Annotated in this window: 5 protein-coding genes; 2 read left to right on the forward strand and 3 right to left on the reverse strand. The window is 44.0% G+C overall.

Going from position 1 to position 7301, the window contains the following annotated elements:
* Positions 1-306: 306 nt before the first annotated feature.
* Together mnmG and IQ229_RS06620 are read left to right on the forward strand one after the other, a co-directional pair.
* Positions 307-2229, forward strand: a complete 1923-nt coding sequence (gene mnmG, locus IQ229_RS06615; protein ID WP_194042348.1) for a tRNA uridine-5-carboxymethylaminomethyl(34) synthesis enzyme MnmG — start codon at positions 307-309, stop codon at positions 2227-2229.
* 580 nt (positions 2230-2809) lie between these two features.
* Positions 2810-4159: a hypothetical protein gene (locus IQ229_RS06620; protein WP_194042349.1), complete on the forward strand. Its 1350-nt coding sequence runs from the start codon at positions 2810-2812 to the stop codon at positions 4157-4159.
* 177 nt (positions 4160-4336) lie between these two features.
* On the opposite strand, the gene IQ229_RS06625 is transcribed toward IQ229_RS06620, so the two are convergent.
* From IQ229_RS06625 to IQ229_RS06635, 3 genes are all read right to left on the reverse strand, one after another.
* Positions 4337-4957 (reverse strand): hypothetical protein, encoded by a 621-nt coding sequence (locus IQ229_RS06625; RefSeq protein ID WP_228013238.1) that lies wholly within the window; start codon positions 4955-4957, stop codon positions 4337-4339.
* Positions 4958-4985: 28 nt separating this feature from the next.
* Complete coding sequence (miaB, locus tag IQ229_RS06630; RefSeq protein ID WP_194042346.1) at positions 4986-6350, reverse strand: tRNA (N6-isopentenyl adenosine(37)-C2)-methylthiotransferase MiaB; 1365 nt, start codon at positions 6348-6350, stop codon at positions 4986-4988.
* Positions 6351-6498: 148 nt separating this feature from the next.
* Positions 6499-7062, reverse strand: coding sequence for a retropepsin-like aspartic protease family protein (locus IQ229_RS06635; RefSeq protein WP_194042347.1), 564 nt, complete (start codon positions 7060-7062; stop codon positions 6499-6501).
* Positions 7063-7301 lie beyond the last annotated feature (239 nt).

The following is a 7301-nucleotide window of genomic DNA, read 5'->3' on the forward strand; positions in this document are numbered from 1 at the left end:
CAGATAGTTTATCGACATTGAACTATCGTTTAATCCAAATTAAAGAAAATATCTAATACATCCCAGTTACAAATTAATTTGTGCTGGGTTAACGCTCTGAACAATAGCTGCGATCAAAAAACTGGAATGTTGTCACAAATTTTAAAAAGATGAGATTTTTCACTTACTACTAAACTTAAAAAAGGGAACCTTGCTTTTAATTGAGTACTAGTAAGTTTGATAACTTTTTTATCAGAAAGTTACATCCATGAAACCACTGGAACAGTTAAAATTGAAAAGAACTCTAAGCTTGCCGATCCTGTAAGTATGACCATGCACAATTCCGTTGAATTCCAAGACGCTTTTGATGTCATAGTCGTCGGTGCAGGTCACTCCGGTTGCGAAGCAGCTCTCGCCTCTGCACGCCTCGGTTGTCGTACCCTGTTATTGACGCTCAATTTGGATAAAATCGCTTGGCAACCTTGTAACCCAGCAGTGGGTGGCCCGGCGAAATCCCAATTGACCCATGAGGTAGACGCACTCGGCGGGGAAATTGGTAAAGTAGCAGACCGCACCTATCTGCAAAAACGTATCCTCAACTCTTCACGGGGGCCTGCTGTTTGGGCATTACGCGCCCAGACTGATAAGCGCGAATATGCAGCGGTGATGAAAAATATTGTCGAGAATCAAGAAAACTTGACAATCCGCGAAAGTATGGCAACAGATTTGGTGCTGGGTGCTAACGGCGAAGTCATCGGTGTTGAAACTTATTTTGGTGTAGGGTTCCAATGTAAAGCAGTCATCTTGACAACCGGCACCTTCTTGGGAGGCAAAATTTGGGTTGGTAACAAATCAATGCCAGCCGGACGTGCTGGAGAATTTGCGGCTGAAGGATTGACACAAACCCTCAATCGCCTGGGATTTGAAACCGGCAGACTTAAAACTGGAACTCCAGCACGGGTAGACAAGCGATCAGTAGATTACAGTAAAATGCTCATCCAGCCAGGAGATGAAGATGTGCGCTGGTTTAGCTTTGACCCAGATGTGTGGGTAGAACGGGAACAGATGCCTTGCTACATCACTCGCACAACCCCCGAAACCCATCGCCTGATTCAAGAAAATTTACACCTGTCACCAGTTTATGGTGGTTGGGTGGAAGCCAAAGGGCCGCGCTATTGTCCCAGTATTGAAGATAAGATTGTCCGCTTTGCCGATAAAGAAAGCCATCAAATCTTTATTGAACCGGAAGGAAGGGATATACCCGAACTTTATATTCAAGGGTTTTCTACAGGGTTGCCAGAAAATTTGCAACTGCAAATGTTGCGAACTCTCCCCGGTTTGGAAAAATGTGTGATGCTGCGTCCCGCTTATGCAGTGGAATATGACTATTTACCAGCAACTCAGTGTTACCCCACACTGATGACCAAAAAGATTGCCGGACTGTTTTGTGCTGGGCAGATTAACGGCACCACAGGTTATGAAGAAGCTGCTGCTCAAGGGCTGGTGGCGGGAATTAATGCCGCTCGATTTGTTCGCTCTCAAGAAATGATTGTCTTTGCCCGCGAGCAAAGTTACATTGGGACACTAGTTGATGACCTGTGTACAAAAGACCTACGGGAACCTTACCGGATGCTCACCAGCAGGTCAGAGTACCGATTGCTATTGCGTTCTGACAATGCCGACCAACGCCTGACACCCTTGGGAAGGGAGATTGGTTTAATTGACGATCGCCGCTGGGATATGTTTACCAAAAAACAGGGTAATATCACCACAGAAAAGCAAAGATTGCAAACCACACGAGTTAAAGAACATGATGAAATTGGAATAGCGATCGCATCTGATACCCAACAAGCAATTAAAGGTTCGATTACCCTCAACGACTTGTTGCGGCGTCCAGGATTACATTACGTTGATCTCGACAGGTTCGGACTGGGAAACCCCAACCTCAACCGGGCCGAGAAAGAAGGCGCAGAAATTGACATCAAGTATTCTGGCTATCTTGCTAGGCAACAAAATCAAATTGACCAAATTGCCCGCCAAGCTCATCGCCAGTTACCTGGGGATTTAGACTACACAACAATTGATACTCTTTCTAAAGAGGCACGGGAAAAGCTGACTCACATAAAACCACTCACTCTTGGTCAAGCTGCACGTATAGGTGGTGTAAACCCAGCCGATATTAACGCCTTATTATTATATCTAGAATTGCGTAGAACCAAGAGCCAATCAGAGTTTCCAGCGTTAGCTTAACACAAGCTTGATAAAGACTGAGTATAGTAGTAGGGAGAGAGATTGGTATGATAGATGACATAACTATTAGTAGTGGCATCATCAACAATCCTCAGATGAAGGTTGAGTTTAATACCAACACTCAATCAACTTATCTCAATTAGATGGGGGATTGGATGTTTCATTATTCAGGAGGCAGTGTTTCGACTACACTCAACAACCACGCAGGATTAACCCACGCACAACTGCATAGGATTGGCGCAAGACCGGAGATAAAGCGGCTCCAAGCTTTGTATCTCGTTCAACACGTCTTAATACAATTCTGATTTTTAAACCGGGTAATTACTTAAAGCTGAAGTTTTTATTCATACTTATTTCCTCCAGTAAGAACTGCCCTCTACCTGCTACCTCCTTTTATAATCCTAATTTCCAGGCAGTCTCAATGAAATAAGTTTCACCACCAAGTATGAAAGAGGGACTGGGGACTGTAAACTGGGAGCTAGTATTTTTACTCAGCACTCAGCACTCAGCACTCAGCACTCAGCACTTTCAAGCCAGTAGGGGTGGCGTTTCCTCGTCCAAGCAACAACCCAGAACGTCTATGTTACAAGAAGCTAGCACCCGTCTCATAGTACCAGAACCATCAGAAGACTTAATCACCAACGAGCCTTGGTCGATAGAAAACTATGCTGATGGTCTAATGGATGAACTCTTTGCCGATATCGACTGCATTCTGGATGCTAGTGGTAATCTACCTTCTCAAACTGTTAAACACAGTAGTCAGAACAGATCGAGCCACTCTGTTGCTGGAGTTTCCGCCCAAGCTCAACGCCAATCGCCTCCAGAATACGTGCCTCTGCAAACAGTTACGATACCACAGATTACTTTGAACCAAGGAGTACAGTCAGTTGCTCGAGATAACCACAAGCAATTGAGTACCGTTGTATTTGACACCTCTACTGTTAAATCAGTTAGTAGAAAGCGTCAAAAAACTAGTTCGGTTTTGGGCAAACTGCTGATTGTCGGAACAACTTTAGGCGTGGCGATCGCTAGTACGATCTACTTGGTGCAGTCTGGAGTCGTATATCTTTTAAATAACAAATTGCCTGAGTCAGCGCTTCTATTGCCGCAATCGCAGTCACGCTTGCCCGCAAAAACAGAAATAGAGGCAGAGTTAGTTGACTATATGCTCCAAGCGCTGGCTGTTATAGACAAGCAAGGAGCAAAGAGCAATCAAAAATCTTTCAATCCAGGATTCTCCAGTCAGGCAAATACTAACCAAATAGCCCTTGGTCGTGAGCAAGCAACTGGTAATCTACCAGCACTTCCACTTCTAGCTAATAATACACCACCAGCCCCCAATCGTTCTGGAAGCGTTGTTGAGCGGATCTATGTCCCCGTTTATCAAGCGCCGTCACCAATGCGCTACGCCCTTCCAGCCATTCCGGGGACTCCTACACTTTTACCACAAGTTGCCAGTGCGTTCCGGGTATCTCAACCTAATGTTGTGAAAACTGCCCTGAATACAGTGCGACAAGCTGCCAAGCCTGTAACTGTCAATATGTTAGCTGCGGCTGTACGAGCTGAACTCAAACCGGTGGCAGCAAAAACTGCACCCATTAGCGTGCGCCAAACACCCAAACCTCTGCCTGCATTACCAGTAGTTCCATTGCGTGCTGCACTCGCACCAGAGTCAGAACCAACTATTACCCAGGAACAAGTATATCCGGCAACTGCGATCGCATCTGCTCCGAGTAATACCTTAGAGGGATTGCTAGAGTTGGGCAACAAATCTGCCGCTTTGTTTAAAATCGATGGCGTGACTCGCCGCATCAATATGGGTGAAAGTATCGGCTCCAGCGGTTGGACACTAGTAGATGTCAGTAATGGCGAAGCAGTCATCCGACGTAATGGCGAAGTGCGATCGATTTATGCAGGACAGAAACTATAAATTTTTTAACCCACTAGCTGGTTGAGGAGAGTTTAAAGATTAAACTCATCTATCACCATTAACAGTACTGCGACCAGAATAATTGATTGAAAGAATTTGATCGTATCAAATAGTTCTCTGTCTCTATCTGCACTGTTAGGATTGCCTGTTGATATGTAGTCTAGCTAATGCGATCGCTTAATAAATAGTTCGCCAAGCTTTTACCGTCCCTTTACCAATTTCGCTATCAACAGTTTGACCTCCTTCCAAGACTAGTCTGATATCTAAGTTCTCATCTGGAGCATTTTTCAAAGCAGCGGCTAATTCTTGACTGACAGCAAATGTGCCATTTGAACCGTCTAATTGAAAAACTTTTTCTCTGACCTTGAGCAAAAGCTTATCGACTTTTTTAGTCGTGACAAATCTAAAATAGTCAGGTCTAGTATACACACGACCTGCGGTGTAGAAAGAAGACGTTGCTTGACCCGAATTTACTGTTACGAGTACTCGAATGCTCGAAGGAGTCCACAAACTAATAACTTGCTTTGAACCCTCACGGTACAAATAGCCACCTAAAGAATTGCGATCGAAAACTCCAAGAAACTCCCCTTCAAAGGGGTCAACAATTCTTACGGCTTTCGACCAAGGCACATCCATATCGGGGGACAGTCCAGCCGATTTGACCATTGGCAAATCCCTTGATGCTTGAGCAAGAATAGCTATTTCTTGAACAGTAGAAGCAGCACAAACTTGAGGAAAAATTACAGCCAAGCTAGCCCCAAAAAGAAGAACTGGAATCGTTTGCAGTAACTTAATCATAAGTCAGGATATAATCTTCAAATGCTTCTTAGTGCAAAACAGTTTGCCTCACTTCAACTGGTTCACCTGTCAAACTAAAAGGACGAACTTCGGTAATTTTTACCTTCACTAACTGCCCTTTGAGTTCTTTGATGTCACCACTAAAAAAGGTCAAACGATTACCGCCAGTGCGTCCCATTACCTGGGTTGGATCTTTAGGATTTTGGTCTTCTACTAAAACTTCTTCAATGCGTCCAAAGTAACGTTGCGATCGCTCTGCTACTTTCAAGTTTCCCAGATGATTAAGCCGTTGCAAGCGATCGCTTTTAATTTCTTCACTCAGCTGATTGTCCCACAAAGCGGCTGGTGTCCCTGGACGCGGCGAATATGCTGCTGTATTCAACATATCAAAGCCAATATCTTCTACCAGTTTCAGGGTATTTTCAAACTGTGCTTCTGTTTCCCCAGGAAAACCGACTATTACATCGGCACTAATGGAGGCATCTGGCATATACCGCCGAATGGTATCGATAATCCGGCGATATTTCTCATGAGTATAACCTCGCGCCATCGCCTTTAAAAGTTCATTATCCCCAGATTGAAAGGGAATGTGGAAGTGTTCGCACACTTTGGGTAACTCAGCACAAGCTTGAATTAATCTCTCGGTAAAATAACGGGGGTGACTAGTAGCAAATCTTAGCCTTTCAATTCCCGGCACATCATGGACGTAATACAGCAAATCTGTAAAGTTGTGCAGATGCCGACCTTCTGGTGTCACTCCAGGTAAATCTCTGCCATAAGCATCAATATTTTGACCGAGTAGAGTAATTTCTTTGTAACCTTGCCGTCCTAATTCTTCCATTTCAGCCCGGATAGCTGACGGCGTGCGAGATTGTTCGACACCACGCACATTTGGAACTACGCAATAGGTGCAGCGCTCGTTACAGCCGTAAATCACATTCACCCAAGCGGTCACTGTACTATCTCGTCGCGGCTGGGTGATATCTTCAATAATGTGAACTGCCTCCGTTGCGACAACTTGGTTGCCTTCAAATACTGACTCCAACAAATCTTTCAGACGGTTGGCGTGTTGTGGCCCCATTACCAAGTCTAATTCTGGGACTCGCCGCAACAGTGCTTCTCCTTCTTGCTGGGCAACACAACCAGCAACGATGAGGGTTAAATCAGGCTGCTCATGTTTACGCTTTGCTTGTCTGCCAAGATAGGAATATACCTTTTGTTCAGCGTTATCCCTAATTGTACAGGTATTGTAGAGAATCACATCTGCATGATTCGGATCTTCACACCACTCAAAGCCCATGTCTTCCAAAACGCCAGCCATGCGCTCTGAGTCAGCTTTATTCATCTGACAACCGAAAGTAGTAATGTGATATTGGCGTTTAGAAGTGGTCATGGGCAATTCTGCTGAATCAGCGTAATGTATGTCAGTTTTATTTCTATTCTATAACGCTCTTAAGCTGCTTCAGGAGTGCTGAGTACCTTGGCTCAGATTCCTTTTGATATTTCCATATAAAAACCTCAAAAAGTTCAAGCTGCAAGCATTAGCGGTGATGAAATTCGACCTCTTTCTCCAAAATCTTGATGTCATAGTTGCCAAAGAAATCGTGACCTAGTAGCCCGATGCTTGCTTTTGGTGCGATCGCTACTTGAAGATTATTGGCTGTAACTCCACCTACTGCAATAGATTTTACCTTACTAGTTGAGAATTTTACTTCACTACCATCAGCAATTTGGGCTTGCATTGTACCTGTAGCCTGGAGGTTAAGTGTATTCGCCATATCTTGAGTGATAATGGTTCCACTAGCACCTGTATCTACAATCATTTCAAAGGTTTTTTTGTCGTTGAAGGTGACATCAATCACAGGAGTTCCACCAAAACGGCGTTTGATTGAGATTCGAAAAACTTTATTGTCTGAAGGTGCGGCTATGATATTGCCACAAATTCTTCCCAATCCAACAGTTTTACCAGAGGAAGTTATCATGTAACACGCTCCTGGATCGTCTGCTGTTGCCCGATGAGAGAATGCTAAAAATATCAGCGTTGGCATTAGTGTGAGCGCAGCTATATTAACGGTTGTAATCCAACGCCTCCAAGCATTCTTCATGTTATACTGCTCTCCAATTTTTTTGATCTTTATTAATAGCTAAACTCATCATTGCGGCTGTAAAACATGGTGTTAAATAACAGCTTTTTAATATCAAATTTCAAATTGTATCTATTTAAAATAGACATTGATAACAACTTTTTTATTTTTAAATTAGCTATAGCGGCTCTCGGTTAAGTGAGGTACAAGAACCCCACCCCTAACCCCTCCCCGCAAGCGAGGAGGGGACTATGGTGTAC

It is taken from the genome of Nostoc cf. edaphicum LEGE 07299 (assembly GCF_015207245.1).
Taxonomy (GTDB): Bacteria; Cyanobacteriota; Cyanobacteriia; order Cyanobacteriales; family Nostocaceae; genus Nostoc; species Nostoc edaphicum_B.